The sequence below is a fragment of the Maribacter sp. R77961 genome (assembly GCF_044594925.1).
GTDB lineage: Bacteria > Bacteroidota > Bacteroidia > Flavobacteriales > Flavobacteriaceae > Maribacter.
Genome location: NZ_CP138991.1, coordinates 3,975,823 through 3,996,492, shown reverse-complemented (window position 1 = coordinate 3,996,492; position 20,670 = coordinate 3,975,823). Strand labels below are relative to the sequence as shown.

Genomic DNA, 20,670 nt, shown 5'->3' with positions numbered 1-20,670 from the left:
ACATACCCTTTTTGATTCTACAATACATAAATCAAAAAAAGTTTAAAATAATTTAAATAAAAATATAACTAATTGATTTTGTGAATACTACACACTTAAAAAATATATGATTTTAGTGTAAAAAAGGTAAATATCTGTAAATCAATCTCGTAATTAAAAGCTTCAAAATAAAGGAAAAAGTCAAATGATTAAATAACAGTGATTTAAAATACACTAATACGACCTAGGAAAAGAAATTCCAGACCAAGCCAAAGCGAATAACAAAATCACGGTAGGGGTAACTTGGCGCAGCATAAAAGTTATATCCGCTGAAAGAAGAATTAAAATGCTCTGCCTTTAAAAATATCCTAGTCTGTTTAATCCTCGCGTTTATAAAAAAGTCTAGCAAAGGAAAACCACCCAACTCTTCAGTATTCTGAACATAAAACTCCCCTAATAAAGGATTGTAGGCATCCATGTTAAAGGATGTAAAGTATTTAAAGGTTATTCCTGTTTGCAAAAACATGGCCTTTTTAAAAACGTCAGAAGAAAAGTAAACCGTATTCCTAGTAACCAACTGCGGAACATTAAACACCTGTTCATCTTGAGAAACCGATTGATACATTACGGTATTGTTCAATGCAAATTTACCTAACCGAAATTCTTTTGCGTATTTAACTTTGAGATATGAAATGCTTTCGCTGTTCTGTAATGGTTTAATATTGGCATTTTCCAAACCCACTGCAATATCTACCAATGGGTTAAGGCCAAAGTATGTATAGTTATCCAAATTGGTATATTTTGCAGATACACTTCCCAGTGCTTTAGAATCTAAAATAAACTGAAAACTATTTATACGTTCCTTTTCAAAATTATCAGTGTTTTGCCAGTTGTAATTAAGATACTCACTTTGATACAGCAAAAAATTAAAATCCGGCATTCTTGATGAGGAATGAACCGAGAACTTTACCTTATTATTAACATTTATATCGTATTGAACGTTCGCGTCAAAAATACTACCACTCAATTCTCCCGATAGGTTGTATTTAAAAGAACCGTCTATTTTAAAATCCCCTATTTGCTTTTTGTAATCCCCACCTAATGCAATTTCGTTTCCCGCTAGCTGATTTTGTATCGTTTCTCCTGATGTTGTTATGAAAACGCTATCAAAAAAATAATCGTAGTTATATAAATTTATACTGGCTTTTAAACTACCAAGTGTTCTATTATAGAAAGATGCGCTAAATTGATTATAAAATGTCTTTAACGTCGCCTTATCATTAATCGAAGAAAGAATGGCCTCTCCGAAATAATCATTATTGGTTGCTTGTTGGTATTGATAGTACTTGGTCTCATAATTAAAAACATGACCTATCGACAAAGATGTTTTTTCTATAAAGCTAGAATCCTTGCGCTTTCTGACCAATTTATACTGATGGTCCAAGTAGTAACGTTTTCCTAGAATCTTATTATCGGCGTCATCAAGTCTTACATCGACCCTGCGTCTATCTATAAATTCTGGGTCGCCAGATTCAAACTGAAGCTCTTTTTCGGCAAGACCTCCATTTTCCTGCGATAAAATATCCTGCGCGGCAATATGAGCCCTTAAAGTATACCTGCCATTCTTTGAAACATAATTTGTTGTAGTTTCAAAATTACCCGACTGTATCTGATCAGAATTATATTTCCCAAGAGACCTATGTCCTTTATAACCAATAGAAAAATTTAAACGTGGAGACGTATTAAAGGTCAACATAGCATCCAATAACTGTCCTTCTTCCAAAGTGGTTTTGAACAATAAATCCGTCATCGGAGTAGCTACATTGTAATAATCGACATCCTGTATTTCAAAATAATTATAATGTTTTGCGTTTGCCCCTAAATGTGGATAGAAATCATTTCTTTCAAAATCAGCTCCAAGCTTATTGTAGGTCTGCCCAATATTTGAAAAAGATATTAGCTCAAAATCATCCCTGCGCAAATAATTGTACTTATATTCTTTTTGAACCGTAAGCGTTGTATCTAAATAAGTAGTATCTCTAGCGAAAGAAATAATCTTGTAATCCTTAATGGTTACTTCAAGAGGATCTTCCTTATCTTTTATTTTAAAGGAATCGGGTTTTTGTGGACGCGACAATGAGTCGGAAAGTCTTTTGGTCGATTTGTCTTCTTGGGCGACCATTATGGAACCAACGAAAAGAAAAATAATTATTAAGAAATACTTCATGCAAATTTATTACAAGAACAAAGTTAATTTTTTTGTTCCTAACATAATGTGAAAGTTTTAGCACTTCTATATTAATGAATTTTCCTTTTTAACGAAATACAGGTATATTTTGAAAGAATTATACATAAAAACACAATTTTTTTTCAGATTTTTATAAAAAATTCTTAATGAAAAGAAATATACTCATGGTATTCGCATTTTTTGCGTTTATCAACGTCTCAGGACAATTTAATGAAAGTGCACCTTGGATGGACAATCTGGATAAAGCCAAGACTCAAAGCACCAAAAAATCGAACCAAAGTTATACCATTTACGAAATATCCAAAGCTTTCGAAGATTATTGGAAAGATAAAGACCCGACTGCAAAGGGAAGTGGTTACAAACCTTTTAAAAGATGGGAAAACTATTGGATGGAACTTGTAGATTCAGAAGGTAGATTACCTACTTCAAAGGAGCTTTGGGATAGTTGGAAATCTAAAGAACGAACGAGTAAAGTACCTAACAGCACTGCTAATTGGACGTCTTTAGGACCATCATCGACGGGTACTTCGGCCATAGGTCAACCGGGCCTAGGACGAATCAACGCAATTGCCGTGGACCCAAACAATGAAAACATTTGGTATACAGGTGCACCTGCAGGCGGTGTCTGGAAAACAATAGATTCCGGATCCACATGGATACCATTGTTTGATGAATTCCCTCAAATTGGTGTCTCGGGTATAGCAATTGATCCTAATGACTCTAATATTGTTTACATCTCCACTGGAGACGACGATGCTTCAGATACCTATAGTGCAGGTGTTTTCAAATCCCTAGACGGAGGTGCTACATGGAACGAGACTGGGCTTAACCCTTCAAATTCAACCGATTCCGATATAATGAACGAAGTATTCATTGATCCAACAAATTCAAATATAGTATGGGTAGGAACAAACAGTGGTCTAAAGAAATCACTTGACGGCGGAGCAACTTGGGAAGTAAAGAGAGAAGGGAACATTACCGACTTTAGACTTAAACCTGGCGATCCAAACACGATATACGCAGTTTCATCCAACACCTATTACAAATCCACTGATGGAGGAGATAGTTTCAGAGCTATAACAGATATTTTGCCGACTAACGGAGGTAGAATGGTTATTGGAGTTTCAGATGCAGCACCGGCGATAGTTTATCTTTTGGTAGCTGACACACAAGGAAGAAATTCCGCATATTTAGGCTTGTTTAAATCAACAGATAGTGGAGAAACGTTTGTAGAGAGTCCTAATACTACAGATATTTTTGAAAGAGATCAAGCATGGTACGATTTGGCAATAGCAGTTTCTAACACCAATGCCGATGAAGTTTACACTGGGGCAATTAATGTATGGAAGAGTACTAATGGAGGAGATTCTTTTACAAGATTAAATAATAATGATACTGATGTTACCCCTGCATATACACATGTAGACATTCATACTCTTAAGTTTTACGGAGATAAATTATACTGTGGAAGTGATGGTGGCTTATACGTTACTGACGATGGAGGGTTAACCTTTGATGACCGGTCGGCAGGTTTGGAAATCACCCAATTTTACAGAGTTTCCATAGCGAAGGGAGATGATGCACGAATTGCAGCCGGTTCTCAGGATAATTCGGGCTTTGTACTTAACGAAGGTAGTTGGAATATCTATACTGGTGGTGATGGTATGGAATATGAAATTGACCCTAACAACAGTAATTTAATCTATGGTTTCCCTCAATTTGGACAAGTACTTTTTATTACGACAGATGCAGGACAAAGTCTGGGAGGAGTTAGTGCTCCTACTGACAATGATGGACAAACAATAAGTGGTAATTGGATTACACCATTAGCAGTTAATAGCGAAAGTGAAGTATACTCTGGCTTTGATGCGCTATACAAGCTAGTAGGAAATAGCTGGGAGAAAGTTTCTCAAAATATAGGCTCAAGCAGTATCGAAGATATTGAGATTGATGTAAAAAATCCGGATATTATATATGTTGCCGAAAGCAACACCGTTTATAAAAGTTCTAACCGGGGAATAACTTTTGTGGCGGTAGGAAATTTTGATTCAGCAATTTCCGATATGTCAATAAATAATTCTGACTCTAATATTGTGTACGTTACTACCTCAAATAGAGTTGGTACATCTCAAAGTGGACAACCTGCCGAACGAGGTGTTTTTAAAATGACAGTTGATGGTAATATTGGAACAATTGAGGATATAACATTAGATCTTTCTACAGATCAGGCATTTTTATCCATAGTACACCAAGACAGACATACTCAAAACCCCATTTATGTTGGCACAAATTTAGGTGTATATCGATTGGACGACACGTTAACGGAATGGGAAACATATTTTGAGAACCTACCGAACACGCCTTTCTCTGATTTGGAAATAAGCCTGGACGAAGAAACTATAACGGCCAGCACCTATGGTCGTGGCATATGGCAATCCCCCATTCCTATTCAAGTACCTGATAATGACATAAGATTAGTAAGTCTTACACCAGGTGTAAACGTAGTACTCTGTGGTGAAATTACGCCAGAAATAACAATTGAAAACAAAGGTACTAATCCGGCCAATGAAGTTACCATTGAATATTCTTTGGACGGAGCAAATTCAGAAAGTTTTGTCTGGACCGGAACACTGAACACAGATGAAACGGAAACACTGACCTTACCATCCTTTACCAAGACTACAATTGGAAAAACAGTACTATCAGTAACCGTTACCATTACTAACGATGCTTTTGACGACAACAATACGTTGTCTCATTCATTCTTTGTAAATGACTTTGGTCTAGGTGGTGCTGTAAATACTTTTGAAAACGCTGATGACGCGCTAGTCAATTTTAATGAAGGTGCAGAGGGACAGGTTTGGGAACTTGGCACACCTAGTGGAACACTATTAAATACTACGAGCTCAGGAAGCCAGGTTTATGGAACAAATTTAGATGGTAACCATGGCGATAATGTTAAAGGAATACTAGTTAGCGACTGTTACGAGCTATCAGCTATTCTGGCGCCGGTCTTGAAATTTGACATGGCATATGCTTTGGAAGAGAATTTTGATATCATTTATGTACAATACTCTATCGACGATGGTGCCTCATGGAATCTTTTGGGCAACATAAACAGTCAACCCAATTGGTACAACAGCGATAGGACCAATGAAAGTTCTGGAGAAGATGACGATTGTCAAAATTGTCCCGGGGGTCAGTGGAATGGTCAAAGTACAGATTTAGTAACCTATGCTTATGATTTTGAAGCTAATGCCGCCAACGGAGAAACTGATTTAACAAATGAGGATAATGTTCTTTTCCGGATTGTTTTTCATGCAGACGCTAATACAAATGACGAAGGTGTCATCCTTGATGATTTTGTTGTAGAAGGTTTTCAAGATGATGACGATGATGATAACGACGGAATCTTGGATGTTGATGACAACTGCCCACTCGTAGGCAATGCAAATCAGCTAGACACCGATGGAGACGGTATAGGAGATGTTTGTGATACGGACGATGATGGTGATGGAATTTTAGATGCCGTTGACAACTGCCCTTTGAATGTAAACGTTGATCAAGCGGACGCCGATAACGATGGTATCGGTGACATATGTGATACTGATTTGGATAACGATGGCGTACTTAATACAGACGACCTTTGCGATGATACCCCAGCTAATGCAATAGTTGACGTTACGGGCTGTACCATCTTTTCTTTGCCAGCTAATAATTTTTCACTTTTGACAACCGGCGAGACCTGTATATCCAGCAACAATGGAAAAGTATCTATAACAGCTGCGGAGAATTTGAACTATACCGCTGTAATTACAGGTTCAACAACGGAGACAATTACCTTTTCGGAAACAGCTAGTTTTGAAAATTTAGCAGCAGGAAATTATGAGGTATGTGTAACCGTATCCGGACAGGCAGATTACATCCAATGTTGGAATATAGGCATTACAGAACCTGAACCACTATCTGTTTCTTCCAAAGTAAGTTCATTAAAAGCTGAAATAACTTTAGCCCTATCCGGAAGCAGTTCATATAAAATAACCTTAAATGATTTAATTTATGTGACCTCTGATTCTAATATTACGATTCCACTTAGTCAAATTGAGAATACATTAAAAGTCGAAACAGGTAAAGATTGTCAAGGAATTTATGAGGAAAAAATTATACTCTCTTCAGAACTTCTAATTTATCCAAATCCAGTTTCAGACGGTATTCTTAATGTTAATTTAAATCAAGAATCTTTCAATGACAAAGTAGAGCTTTCTATTTTTAATCTGGTAGGAGAAAGAGTACTGCGCAAAGCGTTCAATACAGTGGATGGGCGTCTGGTATTAAATGTATCCGCACTATCTAAAGGTGTTTATATTCTAAACATCAAAAGCAAAACAACCCTTACTAATTATAAAGTAATTATAAAGTAATTCGGATTTCTTATCCTAAAAAAATAGCTATGAAATATTTCACCATAAAGACAAATTTTTTACCACTACTTGCCTGCACTATTTTACTATCATGCGGAGGAGGTAGTGGTAGCGACGAACCTGATATACCAGATACACCTGAAACCGTAACGCCTCCAGGAATAAGTACATTAATTTTTCCTGATAATAATGAGGAATGCACAGAAGGTGAAATCTTAAACGACACTCAGAGCACTGTTATATTTCAGTGGAACGCGTCTACTAATACCAGTAGTTATGAAATTAATCTGACTAATTTGAATACCAATTCCCTTGCGAGAATTATAAGTAATACAAATTCCGCACCTATTACTCTTTTGAGAGGAACACCTTATGAGTGGTTTGTAATCAGTAAAGCAACCGGAACTACTGAAATTGCTCAAAGTGCCTCATGGCGCTTTTATAATGCTGGTGAGGGAATACTTAATTATGCTCCTTTTCCAGCCGTTGCACTAAGTCCTCAAAGAGGGTCATCACTTTCAAGTTCTGGAAACTTAACCTTGGAATGGTCTGGAAGCGATGTTGATGATGATATTATGGAGTACGAAATATTTTTTGACACAGTTAGCCCTCCTGCGACCAGCATAGGCGTAACGGTGGAATCCAACATTACCACTCAAGTGGTTGCAGCTACCACTTACTATTGGCGAGTAGTAACTAAAGACTCGAGCAACAACACTTCTTCTTCAGAAGTATTTGAATTTAAAACCAATTAAATAGAAAGGGCCACCTATAGGTGGCCCTTTCTATTTACTATTTTAAAGTGTTGCGCTATATTCAAGTAGCCGTATCACATCTTCTTCATCTCGCATGTTTAAATCATTTTCTTTTATAAAGACCTTATAAACATCTTTGTTCCCGCCCAAGACTTTAAGAATATTACGTTTTCCTAAATAGGTCTTCTCCGCAGGATTATCTCCTTTCATAATGTAATATGAAGGTAATCTTATATACCTTGGCTTACTTGTTCTATCATAATTGGTAGTTGCGGTCCTACCTCTTTTCAAAATTATTTCAGGCTTAAACAATAATTTGACCGCACTATTTTCATTTAAAATCTTAAAATAAGCTACCCTATTAGAACCTTCATCATCAAGATAGTTTTGCATCTTATATACTTCATTGTTGATTTTCACATGTATATAAGGCCTTTTTAAAAGAGAGTAGAACTCGTATTTATTTTCCTTTACATTTATCTCACTTTTATAAGCGTTAAATCTAAGCTCACCACGTAATTCTAACTTATCATTAATGTACACTTCGCCATTTTCAAATTCATCGTTCCAATATTGAGAACCCTCTGCTACATCTTCCTCATTTTCATAAGTCCGCGTATCGGTAGTTCTAAACGAAACAGCCCCTCCTTCATCAGGGTTATTAAAACTTACCTGGGCGAATAGCCCATATGTTGAAAGGAAAAATAGCATTACAATCTTAATTCTTCTCATTTAATTTTTTCTTTTAGCAATTCTTGACTCCATAAAACCAACTAGTATACCCCTTATGAGGTATAGACTAGAAATAAAAAGCTCGCTCTTATAGGTATAAGAACGAGCTTTTAAAATTAATATAAACTCAATAAAATTATATTAAATCTTAGTTAATCTTATTGCAACCTCAACTGGCGGCTGACATTGACCTCTAGTATCATCTACAAAATTAATAACTATGGTACTATCATCATCCTCAGTATAAGTTGAAGTTACGGTTGTAGATGCTCCGATAGCATTTCCTCCACCACAACCAACATTGATGTTGTCTACCGCGGTAACAACTATTTCACCGCAGATAAGACTGAATCTAAACGTAAATGGAGAAAACGCTCCAAATGCCGGATAAGCAGCGATGGAAAACTCTCTATCAGCTACCGTAGATCCCTCACTGATAGTAACCACACCATCCGTTAATGTAGTAACATCAAAAATCCCTAAAGATAAAGTCTCCAATTGGTAATCGCCTGTAAAAGTAGCGCCACCTTGAAAAGGACAAAATCTAAAGAAATCTATAGTATGTGTATTATTTGAACCGATTAAAACTTCATTATCATCAGTAATTGCATCTACACTTACAACAACAGAAGCAAGACCTAATTCAGGAACACCGTCGAAGTTTCCTGCCACAGGAACTTCTACACTGTAAGACCCCGCAGGGATAACCACAGAACTAGGAACTGAATATGCCGATGGATCGGCAGTAGAAGACGGATCAATACTCAAAGATACCGTTCTATCCGTATCACTTATAGTTGTAACCCCAACTTCGAATGAAGTCGTCGCCCCGGTGTCCGGAACTGGCAATAACTGGCCAGGAGTACTAAATACGGTCAGCAAAGTTTGACCATTATCTTTATCGTAAATCGGGATTTCAAAATCCTCACAGGAAACGAACAGCGAAAGAACAGCTATTGCACCTGCTAATTTTTTAAAAAATATATTTTTCATTTTATTCAATTTTTTAATTATTAGTACCCATCATTTTGAGAAAGGTTAGGATTAGCCGCAGTCTCATCAGTAGGAATAGGTAATTGAAATCTAAAATCACCTGCAGCTAAAGTTAAAATTTCTGCAGGTGTACCAGAACCATCTATAATATCTCCATTAGGAGATCTATTAATACTCTCACCTCTTCTCTTCAAATCAAAGAATCTATGACCTTCAAGACATAACTCAACTCTACGATTAAACTGAATAGCATCCTCTAAACCTGCACCTTCCTCTGTACCCGCGGTGAACGGTGTAAATCTTTGGCTTCTCAGTTCATTTAAACTTGCTAAAGCATCAGCTTCAAGACCAAGTTCAAATTGCGCCTCTGCTTTGTTCAGTAAAACTTCAGCAGCTCTAATCACCTTAACATCTACACGGCCATTAACTTGGCCAGCTTCACCTAAAAATTTAAGTGCTGCATTATAGTCGTTACCTTGATTGGTACCAACAAACTGAATTACGTTCCTCCTTAAATCATTAGCAGATATGCTATTGAAGAAATCGAAGTCTAAAGCATACTCAGAAATTGTTGATGTAGCATTGGATTGACTGTAAAGAACACCAACGTTATTTCCGTTCGCTTCCGATGTAGTGTTTATTGAAAGCTCAAAAACAATACCAGCAGAGCTGTCGTCAGTATAAACGTCAGGGAGTTCAGTACCATTTGCTAAGGTAGTTGATACCTGGTCAGCCGCATCAATTGCTTTTTGATAGTCACCGTTATAAAGGTATACTCTAGACAATATTCCAAAAACACCGTCCCTGTTCAGTCTTCCTTCACCATTATCATCTGCAATTAAACCACTCGCGCGTTCCAAATCACCGATAATTTCGGCATAGTTACTTGCAACACTTTCCCTAGCTGGTTGTGCAAAAGGATCTGTAGTATCACCATCCTCTACTTTTACATAGACAATTCCATCAGAACCGTTAGCATTACCACTCTGGGTAGGTATTTCTGCGAATATTCTAGCCAAATCAAAATGCGCATATGCCCTAGCCGCTAAAGCTTGGCCTAAGATATTATCTTTAGCGTCACCGTCTGGCAAATTGTCTATTGCTCCTATTACCAAATTGGCGACATTAACAGCTTCGTAACATTCACTCCAATATAATGGAATTGCCCCACCTGTATTAGGGTTGTATCTGTAATCATAATAAACCTCGTTAGAACGACGACCTGTTTGAACCAAGATAACATTATCAGCTAAGATATCTGGAATACCTTGCAAACCTGAACCAGGAGAACTATAGTAATTCCAGAGTTGTCTGTAAACACCGTCTATACCATTTTGAAATGAGGAAACAGAATTAAAAAACGTATCTGGATTACCTTCCGTAAATGGCTGAAGTCTATCAATTTCGTCATCACAAGCCATAAAAGCAAGTGCCGCGAAGATGCTTAATATATATTTATTTTTATTTTTCATGTCTTTATTTTTTTTAAAATCCAACTTCGATTCCAAATATGTAAGATTTAGTTTGTGGATAACTAAAAAGAGAGAACTCACCTGGAACGAATCCAGCATCTCCAGCTTCTGCTGTCTCTGCCGAACCTAAACCAATTTCAGGATCACCGTTGTAGCCAGAAACCGTAAATAAGTTCTGACCAGTGGCAAATAATCTAATGCTATCCAATCCAAAATTTCTTAACAATGAAGAAGGCACTCTGTAATCCAAAGTTAAAGTTCTAAGTCTAAGGTAATCGCCTCTTTCTAAGAAACGCGTAGATGTTTGATCCGCGGTACCTGCAAATAATGGACTAGGTAATACATTTTGATCGCCTGGTTGTTTCCAATAATTAAAAGCTTCCACCCTTTGGTTGCTATCTATATTTCCAATAGACACACCAGCTGAACGCTGGAAGTTCGTAATATAGTTACCGGCTTTGAAAACGAAATCAGTTCGTAATCCAAAACCTTTATACCTGAAATTAGAGTAAAAACCACCTTCTAAATCTGCGGCTGGCGATTTACCCTCCAACAGCACCTGATTCGCAGTGCTATATTCGTTAGTAACGTTACCATCTACATCAAGATAAAGTGGTTCCCCGTTTCCTGGATTAACACCGGCATACCTTACTAGAAAGAAAGAATTAATTTCTTCCCCTTCTCTCAATAATGTGTTTCCGTTATTGATATCCGCACCATCTACAAGAGAAACAACTTCATTGTCCAAGAAAGCGATATTACCACCAATAGTCCATAAGAAGTCTTCCCCTCTAATAACATCAGCATTTAATGATACCTCTACACCTGTATTTTCAATTTCTCCAATATTTGCCAATATAGAGTTATCTTCATCACCAACCGTTTGAGAAATTGGTCTATTCAATAACAAGTCTCCAGAAGTCTTTTCGAAGTAATCAACAACACCACTTATTCTATTATTGAAAAGTCCAAATTCAACTCCAATATCCAAAATCTCTTGCGACTCCCACTTAATATCGGGGTTGCCGACACCTACAGGCAATGCCGTAGTCTGTCCATTATAGGTGTTACCAAAATCCAACAGATTTAAAAATTCGAAATCACCAATATTCTGGTTACCAGAGGTACCGAAAGAACCTCTTAACTTTAAATCATTGAAAATTGAATTCTGCATGAAATTTTCTTCAGCAATATTCCATGCCGCACTGGCACTGTAAAAATATCCATATTGATTACTTGGTCCAAATCTAGAAGAACCATCCCTTCTAACAGAACCCGAAACAATATATTTACCGTCATAATCATAATCCAAGAACAAACCTTGAGAAAATAAAATACTTCTATCTTCTTCACTTCCTGAGGCAGTTGCCTCAGCAGCCACATCTTGATAAGGAATATTTGGAGAAGGGAAACCTCTCGCGGTTGCAAACAAGTCCGTTCTTATATTCTCATTATATTCCACTAAGAAACTAGCAGAAACATTATGAACTCCCTTGAAGGTATCAGCATAAGTAAGTAAGTTGTTCACATTATACTCTAAACGCTGTGTAAAGTTATCTGTTTGGGTACCAGGGAAATCAGCATCACCAATAAATCCTTGAAGAACACCACCAGCCAACGAACGATTAGTTCTGTTGAATCTGTTTGAGGTTGCCCCTACAGAAAATCTGTTAGAAAATTTCTCCGAAAGTTTAATATCAGCAAATAAGTTACCTATGATCAAAAAATTTCTATTATCCTCTGGCTCCGTTAATAAAGCCCGTGCAATTGGGAAACCTGTTGTTGTAGGGTTAAATACATTTTCACCCTGATCATCAGTTACAATGTTACCAGCATCATCCCTTAAAAATAATGGATCCCATGGATTGTAATCGTATAAGGCCCTAAATGGGTTTTGAACATTATTTCTATCTCTTGGAAGATCTGTAGTATTTCTAGCCAAAGAGATATTAGTACCTATATTCAACCAATCTTTAGCTTGGTAAGTAGTATTCAAACGAGCGGTAACTCTTTCAAAACCATCGATACGATCAATAATACCCGTATTCTTATCATAACCTAAAGATAGGAAATAAGTCATTTTTTCATCTCCTCCGGAAATCGAAAGATTATTTGACTGAATAAAAGAACTTCTAAGAAGCTCTTCTTCCCAGTTTGTATCCAAAGCAAGTAATCTTGCTCTTTCAGCTGGAGTAGCCGTAGCACCTGGCAAACTTTGAGCCGCCTCAACCCCCAATTCCGCAAATTGTCTTTCCAATTCCAATTTTTGTTCGGTATTCATAATATCAAAGGGATCTTTTATCCTTTGCCCGAAACCTGTGGAAGAACGGAAGACCACTCTGGCGTCTCCGGATCTACCAGTTTTCGTAGTAATCAAAACTACACCGTTAGCCCCTCTTGAACCATATTTAGAAACTGTAGCAGCATCTTTTAGTATGGAAAAAGTAGCAATATCACTAGGACTGATGTTATTAATGAAATCCCCATTAACAGGTGTGCCATCTACAACATAGAGCGGCGTTGTGCTTGCGTTGATCGAACCAACACCCCTAATTTGAACGAAAGCCGTTTGACCAGGCCTACCGTTAGCTGCAGTCACCTGCACACCGGCAGCCTGACCTTGCAAAATATTATCAATACTCGTTGATGGTACAAATGCTTCGATTTTTGCCGGAGCAATAGATGATACTGCCGAAGTAGAAAGCGCCCTAGATTTAGAGCCATAACCTACAACTACAACTTCTTCCAAGGCTTCTGCGTCCTCTTCCATCTGTACGTTAATTGTACCTGCCTGTCCTACAGCTCTACTTATAGTCTTCTGACCTAAATAAGAAAAACGTAGTGTTTGGCCAATGTTCGCGGTAATTGCGTAGTTACCGTCAAAATCCGATTGTGTTCCGTTAGTTGTACCCACAACGACCACGGACACCCCTGGAAGAGGCAAACCACTTTGATCAGTTATTGTACCGGAAACCGATTTTTCCTGCGCATAAGAAAATGAGATGAACAATACCATTATAGGCATCAACATCCATGCAAACTTCTGTTTCATAGAATTAGTTTTTGAATTAGCTTGCGCCAAAAGTCTTAAAAATTGCTTAGTTATCCAAAAAGTATCTTAGCACTTCGCTAATTTTTGTTAAAAAACCTCAATTAATTATCAAATTAATAATTAATAATATTATTCATTGAATTATATTTATCATTTTAACCTTTTTTATATAAATTATATTTTCAAATAAGATGAAAATTTCCGGTTATGCTTAAAAAATACCATCAATTTCCAGAAGAAGTGGGTACCGATGAGGCAGGAAGAGGCTGTTTGGCCGGTCCGGTTACGGCAGCAGCTGTTATTCTACCTAAAAAGTTCAAAAACGACATTCTCAACGATTCCAAACAGCTTTCAGAAACTAAAAGAGAATTATTAAGGCCCTTAATTGAACTAGAGAGCACTGCTTATGGCGTAGCTCATATTTTTCCAAAAGAAATAGACGAAATAAATATTCTAAACGCATCATTCCTGGCTATGCACAAAGCAATTGACCAGCTAAGTCATGAAGTTAAATTCATCATAGTTGATGGTAACAGATTTACTCCGTACAAAGCCATACCCCATACCTGCATTGTAAAAGGCGATTCTAAATACATGAGTATTGCTGCCGCGTCGGTTTTAGCAAAGACCTACCGGGATGAATATATGAATCGGATTCACAAAGAATACCCCATGTACAATTGGAAAAAAAACAAAGGCTATCCTACAAAAGAGCATAGGGCAGCCATAAAAAAATACGGTGTAACAAAATATCATAGAAAAAGCTTTAGACTACTCCCCGACCAACTAACACTTAAACTCTAAAAAGTATAAATTTGCTAAAAGCATTTTTATGAGGCCTTATCTACTTCTTCTTTTGATTATATCGCTATTCAACAGTTGCAACTCAGAAAAAGCTACTGATTCTTCTGTCTTAAATCTCATTCCAGAAAATTCAGCCTTATTACTAAAAATCAATGATTTAGAATCCTTAGAAAATGACCTAGTTGAAAACATCATTATTTCTCAAATAAGGAAAGAAGCATTTGCTGAAGTCATTGCTCATAAACTGAAACCTTTGCGTTATGTAAACCCTGAAACATCTGGCCTGTTAACGCTCTCTGCTTCAAATTCCAACAATTTCGACTTCACCTTCATCATCACCGATTCTACCGCTACTGTTGCTTTGGATTCAGCCAAAAACAAAAAAGTGGAACCCTTAAACTATCAAGATTACAGCATTAAGAAATACCAAATAGCAGAAACTACCTTTTTTACTTCTAAAATTAAAGGAACAGAAGTACTAAGTTCTTCTCAACAAATACTGGAAAATATCATTGAGAATATAGAGAAAAGTATTTTTCCTTTAGCACTTGAAAAATTGTACTCGCTAACAGATGCCAATGGAAAGGAACATATCTGGATTAACTTGAAAAAAGCAGATGACCTTTTAGAGCATTTACAGATAAAAACTAAAGACTCTTTAAAACTATCTTCATATGCCGGTTGGATTTCACTTGATATAGACTTAGAGAATGATGGTATACGACTAAACGGTATAGGCATAGTGAACGACACTACAGATTACTTAAGTCTATTTTCAGAAGGAAAACCTCGACAAAGTATTACGTCCGCACTTATTCCAAAGAATGTTTCTATTTTTAAATCTTTTAACGTAACCGGCTACACCCAATTTGCATCAAATAAAAACGAATATTTAAATAGTTTTGCTACAAAGGACTCCCTTCTGAATGCTGCAGAAGAAATAGGTCTAGCTAAAATAGACGGTGAAGAAATAGTTCTTTTACAAACTTTTGGCACTGCTACGATAAGCGATTATCTTTCGACCATAACAAGTGGTTCTATCGAATACCAAGGAAGTGAAATCTTAAAACTGCAACCTACTCACTTCTTAAGCAATTATTTTAATCCAATTATTACTGATTTTACACCTGAGTATGCCAATATCATAGGAAATACATTTATTTTCTCCTCTAAAGAAGAGCCTATTAAAAAAGTCATAAATACTCACAAAAGCGGCAATAACCTTGAAAACAACCTATTATTTAAAAATACGCAAGAGATAACCGCAGAAGAATCATCAATTCTTACGCTTGCCTCAGCATCGGGGCTACGAGATATTTTAGACCAATCTAATTTGGAAGCTTTAGGTCGTTTTCTTAAGAAGTCCGACTTTAAGAACTATGTGTTCGGTTCACAGGTCGTAGCGGACAATGGCTTTTTTCACACGAATTATTTTGCCAAAAAAATCAGCAAAACCGAATCTAACGCTGGCGTAATTTCTCTATTTAATTTTGAAACTGCTGCGCCTATCGCCACCACTCCTCAATTTGTAAAAAATCACAGGACCAACAGACAAGAAATTGCCGTACAAGACGAGGATAATATACTATACCTCATATCCAATAAAGGAAAACTTATCTGGAAAAAACAGTTGAAAAGTGCTATTCAGGGGAAAATTCATCAAGTGGATATTTATAAAAACGGAAAACTTCAATTAGCCTTTACCACCAACAACGAATTTTTAATTTTAGATAGAAACGGTAAAGAAGTGAGTCCTTTCACCATTAAACACGAAGGAGGGAACCTTAATGCACTTGCGGTGTTCGATTACGATGGCAAAAAAGACTACCGCTTCGTAGTTACTCAGGGTCCAAAAGTTTATATGTATAACAATAAAGGTAAGATCGTCTCTGGTTTTAAATACAAAAAAGCCGAAAGCGATATTGTGGGAAAACCTCAGCATTTTAGAATTAGAAAAAAGGATTACCTATGCTTTAAGCTTGCTAATGGAAAACTTAAACTACTTAACCGAGTAGGTAATGTTCGGGTCAAGGTTTCCGAGAAAATCGATTTTTCAGAAAATGAAATCAAGCTTTACAAAAACAAATTCTCGTTGACCACCACAAAAGGAATGTTCTACCAGATAGATACACGTGGGAAAATAGAAAAAACAAACCTGAATCTTAACGCTGACCACGGTATGGACGCAACATCCAAGACCTTGGCCATTATCAATGACAACATACTACGTATACGAGAAAAAAAGGTAGCCTTGGATTTAGGTGTTTATGCACAACCTTCTATCTTCTATTTAAATGATAAAATTTATGTCTCGGTAACAGATATTCAAAATCAAAAATCCTACTTGTTCGACAGTCAAGCGAAACCCATTGCAAATTTTCCTGTTTATGGAACCTCTATGGCAGACATGGACAACGACAAAAAACCGGAAATGGTCCTTAAAAATCAGGAAAATTCTATTACGGTCTATAAAATACGTTGATACAAGTTTTTCAAGAATTCATAAGACTTATAATGTCAGCTATACATTCTTTGTGAATAACCAAAAAGGTTTTAATTATTTTAGGAAACGTAAAATATTATTGCCAGCCATATCGCAGTACTAGTTTTACAGAATCGCATTATTATTTAAAACACTTAAAATGAAATCATTCAATCCCCTACTAAAACCACTGGTTTTCTTTGGCATTCTTCTTTTTTCTTGCTCTCAAGCAAACGGTCAATTCCTAAAGAAATTAGGAAAAAGAGCAGAAAAAGCAGCTGAACGCGCCATAGAACGTAGAGTTGATAAAGAAGCTACCGAAAAAACAGACCAAGCATTGGACAGTATTTTAGAACCAGGCTCAAAAACAAATAAAAAAACACCTACACCATCCGGTGGAGGCACTGTACCTTCTCCTAAAAACAAACCTATTTCTTCTGATGAACAAAACTCCACAACCACTTCGCCTGGACCAAAAACTTTAAAAGTATATAGTAAGTTTGATTTTGTTTCTGGTGATAAAATTCTATTCTCCGATGATTTCTCCAATGATTTTGTTGGTGATTTTCCGTCTAAATGGAATACGAACGGCTCTGGAGAAATCGTTTCTTTCGACGATAATTCTGGAAATTGGTTTGAACTTAAAGGAGGTAGAAAAACGTATCAGATAGCAAATATTAATGAACTACCTGAAAACTATACCATAGAATTTGACATAGAGACCATGGGTGTTGATAAAAAGACCTCTTCTGCCGCCCATTTAGTAGTTATTATAGATGAAAATGACAACTTCGGGTACGGAAAAAATACGGTGTACGCCTATTTACCACTGTGCCAATATATTGAGCGAGATATTCGAATTTGGAACAATATTAACGGTGCAAATATCATTGACAACTACGTTGGCGCGGACATAAGGGAGGACATAATTTCCAGGCCCCATATATCCATAGCTGTGAACAAAGAGCGATACCGCCTTTATATTAATGAAACCAAACATATTGATATTCCCAAGCTTATTGCACCTAACGCACCTTTAAACTCTTTGAAATTTCAACTTGTTGGGAACAATGAAGGTAAGGACAGGGTTTTTATCAATAATGTAAAGATTGCAGCGGGCGGTATAGATTTAAGAAGAACCTTAATGAAAGATGGAAAAGTCTCTACCAATGGTATTCTTTTTGACTCCGGTTCGGCCAATATACAGCCACAATCCATGGGTATCATCAGACAGATTTATCAGGTACTGCAAAAGGACAAAAGTTTAAACTTGAAAATAGTTGGCCATACAGATGCCGATGGTAATCAGGACACCAATCTTAAACTTTCTAAGAATAGGGCTGAATCCGTAAAAAATGCATTAGTCAGTATTTATTCAATTGCAGAAGGTAGATTATCAACAGAAGGGAAGGGAGCCTCAGAACCTGTAGGCGATAATAGCTCTATCGATGGTAAGGCACAGAACAGAAGAGTAGAATTTATTAAACAATAACAAACAGTACACTTACACATGAAAATTAAATTATTATTAAGTCTGGCATTACTTTGCGGAACAGCAATGATTTACGCTCAATCAAACAATTGTAGTAGGTTTTATCCAATGGATGAAGGCACTTCTTTTGAATACACCTCTTATAACAAAAAGGGAAAAACAGAGGGGAAATCTAGCTATAAAGTTATTACCGTAGAAAACGATGGAGACACCACCGTGGCAACCATGGGTATTTCTTTTGAAGACCAAAAAGGAAAAAAAGTTTATGACACCAATTACTCCTTTTCCTGCACAGGAAATATGGTTACCGTTGACTATGAATCTCTGGTTCCCCAACAAATGCTAGAACAGTACAAGGATATGGAAATGGAAATAACGGGAACGGATATTGAACTACCTAACGATTTAGGGGTAGGGCAAGAATTAGAGGATGCCAACGTAACACTAAAAATGAACATGGGAGGTATTAGTATGAACACAACGGTTGATATGGTGAATAGAAAGGTAGAAAAACAAGAGAATATAACCACCCCCGCCGGAACTTTCGAATGTTTTGTGCTCTATAGCGACAACCAGTCCAAGGTAATGATGGCGAAGAGCAATTTTCCATCAAGAGTGTGGTTGGCAGAAGGTGTTGGTATGGTAAAGCAGGAGACCTATAAAAAGAACGGTGATTTAATGAGCAGTATGGAATTGACGAAATTCAGTAAATAATACTACATTTTTTAGTATAACAAACCTCGGCCTAAGCTGGGGTTTTTTGCTTTAGAATTTCGGCCTCAAACAACGAATTAAAATGATAAAGCAATTTCTCTTTCACCTCTTCCATATTAACCTCTTGTGTACCTAACTCAACATTTAAAGAAGTAACAGCTTTATCTTTTATACCGCAGGGAATCATCAAATCAAAATAACCTAAGTCAGCATTTACGTTTAAAGCGAATCCGTGCATGGTCACCCAACGAGAAGCTCTCACGCCCATTGCGCAAATTTTTCTAGCGAACGGGGTTCCAACATCGAGCCACACCCCTGTCTCTCCCTTAGAACGCTCTGCTTTTAGGCCGTATTCCCGTAAGGTCAGAATAACCATTTCCTCTAGAAACCTCAGGTACTTATGAATATCCGTAAAGAAATTATCCAAATCTAAAATTGGGTAACCAACAATTTGTCCAGGGCCGTGGTAAGTGATATCCCCTCCCCTATTAATTTTATAGAAAGATGCTCCTTTTTTGGTCAGCTCTTGCTCACTGGCAAGCAGATTTTGAAGATTACCGCTTTTCCCTAGGGTATACACATGCGGATGCTCCACTAACAAAAAATAATTAGGCGTTTCAAGACGAAGTTCCTCACGCCGATTCCTAATTTTTAAGTCTAGGATTTGCTGAAAAAGTAGTTCTTGGTAATCCCAAGTTTCCTTGTAATCCTTATGACCTAAATCCTGAAGAAAGACCTTCTTGTTCATTAGTGCAAAGATAACGATTGCTAAATTTTAACTTATTGCTCTAATTCTACTTCTATATTCAGAATTTCTGGGTTTTTCATCAAATCCAGGAACCCAACCTCATATATCATAGTTTTACCATCCGCACTAAAGGTTGCTTTTTCCGTAGAAGCCGATTTCACTCGTTTGGGAAAATGATATTTCAAGGTGTACGTAGAACCGGTTAAAAATAACTCTGCTCCCGCCAAACTATCAATGGCCTGTTGGTGCAGCTCGGTGTTCAAAATTTTGGCAGTCCTAGAAAAAGTATGATCTTTAAAATTATAGGACACCTCGGAACTTTCGTTATCATTGGATAAGAATTGTGTTTGATTGGCCCTTCCTGCAGGACTCAAGGCATCCATGTTCTGAAATGTATTGAAGGCGTCCCCAACCTCATTAATGTTATCAAAACTGGAATACATATCAAACTTCATTTCCTTAGTCTCTGGATTCATGATCATATGAAGGTTAAAAGGGGCTAATTTCTTAAGTTTTGCTTGCTGCTCGGATGACAATTCGGCAATACTATCCTTTTTTTCCTCTAAAAACTGTTTAAAGGATAAAGTAGAATCAATGGCCTTTTCGGTGCCCGCCATCATCTCATCGCCTCCCATTTGCATTAATTCAGAACCATCAAAGTTGATACTGATTTTCCCGGAACCATTCTCCTGCAAGAATATTTCCTCCGTAAAATTACAGGATACCGTCAGGGCTAGAAGCAACAGCAATGACCCTATCTTTATTTTGAACATACCTA

Annotated in this window: 13 protein-coding genes; 6 read left to right on the top strand and 7 right to left on the bottom strand. The window is 36.9% G+C overall.

Translation table 11 applies throughout. The annotated features are described in order from the left end of the window. Positions 1-223: 223 nt before the first annotated feature. Positions 224-2,206 carry a putative porin gene (locus tag SJY09_RS17195; RefSeq protein WP_396636936.1) on the bottom strand — a complete coding sequence of 661 codons (1,983 nt, stop codon included), beginning with the start codon at positions 2,204-2,206 and terminating at the stop codon, positions 224-226. A 167-nt stretch (positions 2,207-2,373) separates the two neighbouring features. Here SJY09_RS17195 and SJY09_RS17190 point away from each other — a divergent pair, with 167 nt between their 5' ends. Both SJY09_RS17190 and SJY09_RS17185 read left to right on the top strand, forming a co-directional pair. After that, positions 2,374-6,648, top strand: a complete 4,275-nt coding sequence (locus SJY09_RS17190) for a thrombospondin type 3 repeat-containing protein (RefSeq protein WP_396636935.1) — start codon at positions 2,374-2,376, stop codon at positions 6,646-6,648. Between the two features lie 29 nt (positions 6,649-6,677). Beyond that, a complete protein-coding gene (locus SJY09_RS17185; protein WP_396636934.1) occupies positions 6,678-7,403 on the top strand; it encodes a hypothetical protein in 726 nt (241 codons plus the stop codon). 42 nt (positions 7,404-7,445) lie between these two features. On the opposite strand, the gene SJY09_RS17180 is transcribed toward SJY09_RS17185, so the two are convergent. From SJY09_RS17180 to SJY09_RS17165, 4 genes are all read right to left on the bottom strand, one after another. Beyond that, positions 7,446-8,135 carry a hypothetical protein gene (locus SJY09_RS17180; protein ID WP_396636933.1) on the bottom strand — a complete coding sequence of 230 codons (690 nt, stop codon included), beginning with the start codon at positions 8,133-8,135 and terminating at the stop codon, positions 7,446-7,448. A gap of 141 nt (positions 8,136-8,276) precedes the next feature. Further along, positions 8,277-9,128 carry a hypothetical protein gene (locus tag SJY09_RS17175; RefSeq protein ID WP_396636932.1) on the bottom strand — a complete coding sequence of 284 codons (852 nt, stop codon included), beginning with the start codon at positions 9,126-9,128 and terminating at the stop codon, positions 8,277-8,279. Between the two features lie 20 nt (positions 9,129-9,148). Continuing rightward, the gene (locus SJY09_RS17170) at positions 9,149-10,600 is read right to left on the bottom strand and encodes a RagB/SusD family nutrient uptake outer membrane protein (RefSeq protein WP_396636931.1); all 1,452 of its coding nucleotides are present in this window, start codon (positions 10,598-10,600) and stop codon (positions 9,149-9,151) included. A gap of 13 nt (positions 10,601-10,613) precedes the next feature. After that, complete coding sequence (locus SJY09_RS17165; protein ID WP_396636930.1) at positions 10,614-13,652, bottom strand: SusC/RagA family TonB-linked outer membrane protein; 3,039 nt, start codon at positions 13,650-13,652, stop codon at positions 10,614-10,616. A 207-nt stretch (positions 13,653-13,859) separates the two neighbouring features. Between SJY09_RS17165 and SJY09_RS17160 the strand changes: the two genes are divergently transcribed. From SJY09_RS17160 to SJY09_RS17145, 4 genes are all read left to right on the top strand, one after another. Further along, positions 13,860-14,456, top strand: a complete 597-nt coding sequence (locus SJY09_RS17160; RefSeq protein ID WP_396636929.1) for a ribonuclease HII — start codon at positions 13,860-13,862, stop codon at positions 14,454-14,456. Between the two features lie 28 nt (positions 14,457-14,484). Then, on the top strand, positions 14,485-16,938 hold the full coding sequence (locus tag SJY09_RS17155) for a ribonuclease HII (RefSeq protein WP_396636928.1): 2,454 nt from the start codon (positions 14,485-14,487) through the stop codon (positions 16,936-16,938). A gap of 160 nt (positions 16,939-17,098) precedes the next feature. Next, the gene (locus SJY09_RS17150; protein WP_396636927.1) at positions 17,099-18,430 is read left to right on the top strand and encodes an OmpA family protein; all 1,332 of its coding nucleotides are present in this window, start codon (positions 17,099-17,101) and stop codon (positions 18,428-18,430) included. Between the two features lie 18 nt (positions 18,431-18,448). Then, positions 18,449-19,144 carry a hypothetical protein gene (locus tag SJY09_RS17145; RefSeq protein WP_396636926.1) on the top strand — a complete coding sequence of 232 codons (696 nt, stop codon included), beginning with the start codon at positions 18,449-18,451 and terminating at the stop codon, positions 19,142-19,144. 31 nt (positions 19,145-19,175) lie between these two features. On the opposite strand, the gene lipB is transcribed toward SJY09_RS17145, so the two are convergent. Together lipB and SJY09_RS17135 are read right to left on the bottom strand one after the other, a co-directional pair. After that, the gene (gene lipB, locus SJY09_RS17140; protein WP_396636925.1) at positions 19,176-19,892 is read right to left on the bottom strand and encodes a lipoyl(octanoyl) transferase LipB; all 717 of its coding nucleotides are present in this window, start codon (positions 19,890-19,892) and stop codon (positions 19,176-19,178) included. A gap of 32 nt (positions 19,893-19,924) precedes the next feature. Further along, positions 19,925-20,665 carry a hypothetical protein gene (locus SJY09_RS17135; protein WP_396636924.1) on the bottom strand — a complete coding sequence of 247 codons (741 nt, stop codon included), beginning with the start codon at positions 20,663-20,665 and terminating at the stop codon, positions 19,925-19,927. Positions 20,666-20,670: the final 5 nt, after the last annotated feature.

What these genes read in the sequence shown, in the direction of transcription:
- SJY09_RS17190 (WP_396636935.1), top strand. Translation starts at nt 2,374, where the DNA reads ATGAAAAGAAATATACTCATGGTATTCGCATTTTTTGCGTTTATCAAC.
- SJY09_RS17175 (WP_396636932.1), bottom strand. Translation starts at nt 9,128, where the DNA reads ATGAAAAATATATTTTTTAAAAAATTAGCAGGTGCAATAGCTGTTCTT.
- lipB (WP_396636925.1), bottom strand. Translation starts at nt 19,892, where the DNA reads ATGAACAAGAAGGTCTTTCTTCAGGATTTAGGTCATAAGGATTACAAG.
- SJY09_RS17135 (WP_396636924.1), bottom strand. Translation starts at nt 20,665, where the DNA reads ATGTTCAAAATAAAGATAGGGTCATTGCTGTTGCTTCTAGCCCTGACG.
- SJY09_RS17180 (WP_396636933.1), bottom strand. Translation starts at nt 8,135, where the DNA reads ATGAGAAGAATTAAGATTGTAATGCTATTTTTCCTTTCAACATATGGG.
- SJY09_RS17145 (WP_396636926.1), top strand. Translation starts at nt 18,449, where the DNA reads ATGAAAATTAAATTATTATTAAGTCTGGCATTACTTTGCGGAACAGCA.
- SJY09_RS17195 (WP_396636936.1), bottom strand. Translation starts at nt 2,206, where the DNA reads ATGAAGTATTTCTTAATAATTATTTTTCTTTTCGTTGGTTCCATAATG.
- SJY09_RS17165 (WP_396636930.1), bottom strand. Translation starts at nt 13,652, where the DNA reads ATGAAACAGAAGTTTGCATGGATGTTGATGCCTATAATGGTATTGTTC.
- SJY09_RS17155 (WP_396636928.1), top strand. Translation starts at nt 14,485, where the DNA reads ATGAGGCCTTATCTACTTCTTCTTTTGATTATATCGCTATTCAACAGT.
- SJY09_RS17150 (WP_396636927.1), top strand. Translation starts at nt 17,099, where the DNA reads ATGAAATCATTCAATCCCCTACTAAAACCACTGGTTTTCTTTGGCATT.
- SJY09_RS17170 (WP_396636931.1), bottom strand. Translation starts at nt 10,600, where the DNA reads ATGAAAAATAAAAATAAATATATATTAAGCATCTTCGCGGCACTTGCT.
- SJY09_RS17185 (WP_396636934.1), top strand. Translation starts at nt 6,678, where the DNA reads ATGAAATATTTCACCATAAAGACAAATTTTTTACCACTACTTGCCTGC.
- SJY09_RS17160 (WP_396636929.1), top strand. Translation starts at nt 13,860, where the DNA reads ATGCTTAAAAAATACCATCAATTTCCAGAAGAAGTGGGTACCGATGAG.